This is a genomic window from Xenorhabdus sp. PB61.4 (assembly GCF_963894935.1).
GTDB classification, from domain to species: Bacteria; Pseudomonadota; Gammaproteobacteria; order Enterobacterales; family Enterobacteriaceae; genus Xenorhabdus; species Xenorhabdus stockiae.
In genome coordinates, this window is sequence record NZ_CAWQJR010000092.1 from 1 (window position 1) to 3054 (window position 3054).

A 3054-nucleotide genomic window follows, 5' to 3' on the forward strand; every position below is an offset into this window, starting at 1 on the left:
AAATATATGTGAGTGTAGAATGTCTTATTTTGATTTATTGCTGTGGTTATTTATTCCATCTTCATAAGAACTATTGTGATGTTGCTGTCTATTAATGAGAAATTATGTGATTTATAAACTGACAGGAGATCTTGTATAAATATTTTCATTAATACCTTATGTATTAATTACACTCTCATATTATTAAGCAAATAGTAAGAGTAAATATTTGTGGTAACTATAAGACAGGGTGAAATCTCATATTTTTAAAATGGCTTTTCACGTAAAAACTATCCTCTTTGCGTGTGAGAAATGTATATACCCAATAGATTTCAAGATGTGGCGAGACGGCAAGGGAATGAATCACCGGGAGCACAGATAACTATGTGACTGAGCGCAACCAACAAAACTGCAACTTAAAAGAAGAAGGGTATAAAACAGATAGTTAAACCTATCAATAACATTGTATTGAATGTGCGAAATTATCAATATTAATGTAATGAGTTTTCTTTCTACAAAGTGAAATCCCGACCTGAATTATAAGACTAACAGTTTTCAAATAACTAACAAGTTTATTGAGGTAATAAATGAAAGGTAACATTGCTACAAAGGGAAATATGTTTAAAGGCGAAGTACTTTCTCAGAAGTTAGATGAAAATACCCCACATCGTACAGATGAGACATCAATTCCATCACGAAAGTGCGTTGTAGTAGGAGGGACATCCCTTGCGGTGTCCTGTGCTGAACAAATTCAATCAGCCGGACATATTATACAAGCAGTGTTATCTACTGATAGTGTTTTGCAAACATGGGCTAAACAGCAGGAGATTGATTGGGTTAATTCGGTGGAGGAATTACAAGAACACATCCAGTTACAGCCTGTTGACTGGCTTTTCTCCATCGTCAATCCCCTCATTTTGCCCGCCTCATTAATTAAACAAATCCGGGGTGGTGCTTTTCATTATCATGACAGTCCTTTGCCGCGTTATGCCGGCAGTTATGCAACGTCCTGGGCGCTGTTAGCGAGGGAAACATCGTATGCCATTTCCTGGCACTGTATTGAAGGCGCTGTGAATACCGGAAGCATTGCGATGCAATGGCCAGTCTCAATTGAAGAGCAGGATACGGCTTACTTATTGAATTTAAAATGTCATCAGGCGGCTCGGCAAGGGCTTAATGAACTCTTAAAAGCGCTGAGCCACGGCACATTGATCACTTATCCACAAGACCTTTCGCAACGGCGTTTTTATGCACTGTCGCATCGTCCGGAGGCGGGGGGATACTTATGTTGGGAACAGCCGGATGAGGTATTGTCGGCGTTAGTGCGTGCATTAGATTTTGGCGAGAATGAGACTAATCTATTGGGTTGCCCAAAACTGTTGCTAAAACAGGATACAGTACAAATATCCTGGCTTCAGCGGCTGGACATCTGTTCTGGAGCAAAACCGGGGATGTTGATCCGTGTGGAGGAAGAGGGCTGGCAGGTGGCGACGGGCAGTAAGGATGTCCGGATCGGGGGATTTTCCACGCTGGAAGGCCAGTTGCTGTCTGCCAACTCGCTGGCAGACATATCAGAATTGCAACCAGGTGAACAGCTACCTTTACTTTCACCAAAACAGGCGCAGAATATCAAGAACACACTTGAAAAGCTCGCCCCTGATGAACCCTTTTGGTGTAAGCGTTTTACCGATTGGCAACCCGCCCATTTGCCTTTCGATATCCCCCATAAGACAGCAGAATCCTGCTGGGTAATAAGTCCCTGGCAATCCGCCTTTCCCCAAAATAGTCAAAAAGTATTATGGAGAACGTTATTACAGGCATTCGTTATCTATCTGGCTCGGTTGACCCAGCAGGAGGAACTCCAGATTGGTTGGTGTGTGGAAGCAAACGATGAGTTATCAAATATGGCTTCGGTGGTGCCCATGACCATTGAAGTCGAATTTGATAAACCGTGGCATGAAATTGCTGACTCTGTTGATAATGAACTAGCCCTGCTGGCACAGCACGGCACATACAGTCGTGACCTTTTTTCGCGTTTTCCTGCCCTGTCCGCTATCCCAGAATTAAGAACGCGCTATCCATGGCCGATAGCTGTCTCTGTCGTGCAGGATAATCGGTTATGTGATCAAGAAAGGTCGGGCGAATTACTGACATTTCAGATAAATACGCAGGGCAATTTCCGTTGGATTTATGATGAAAATCGTCTGGATGCGGCAGTGATCCGGCGGATGAGTGAACATTTACAGCAGCTACTGTCATCAGAAAGAGAAAATGAAAAAATCCCCATCGGGCAGCTTAATTTGCTTTCTGAGACGGAACGGATATTACTTTTGGAAACCTGGAATACGACAGAAACACCTTATCCTGAAACCTCTTGCATCCATCAGTTGTTTGAACAGCAGGCAGCGAAGACCCCAGAAGCGATTGCCTTGGTATATGAAGACCAAACTCTTAGTTATGCCGAACTCAATGCCCGTGCTAACGGATTGGCTCATCAGCTAATGCAGCAAGGTGTTTGTCCTGGTGAGCATGTGGTGCTGTTACTGGCGCGTTCGGTGGCGTTGGTGGTCGCCCAACTGGCGGTACTCAAAGCTGGCGCAGTTTATGTGCCGATTGATCCCAGTGTACCGGAAGAGCGAAAAAACTGGTTGATAAGGGATTGTGTTGCCCGGTTGCTGCTTACCGATATACGGGAGGATATCCCGGCTAACTTGACTGTGCCATTGTTGCGTCTCTCGGATGAGAAAAAGACAAACAGTGGGCAAGATAGTCGTAATCCTGATTTGCCACGCTCCAGCGCTGAGTCAGCGTATATCATGTACACCTCCGGCTCCACCGGCACGCCAAAAGGCGTACTGGTGCCGCATCGTGCAGTGACTCGGCTGGCCATCAATAATAATTATGCTCAAATTGAATCGGATGACCGAGTCGCCTTTATGGCGAATCCGGCGTTTGATGCCAGCACGTTTGAGGTTTGGGCCCCGCTGCTGAACGGCGGGACATTGGTGGTGATTGACCGTACCACCTTATTGACCCCGGCAGCGTTAATTCAGGCCTTACAGGTTCACCGTGTGA

At 45.1% G+C, this 3054-nt stretch carries 1 protein-coding gene; it reads left to right on the forward strand.

Annotated features, from left to right (window positions below):
- Positions 1-566: 566 nt before the first annotated feature.
- Positions 567-3054, forward strand: a 2488-nt coding sequence (locus AACX68_RS05935; protein ID WP_228860812.1) for an AMP-binding protein, incomplete at its 3' end; no start/stop codon positions are given.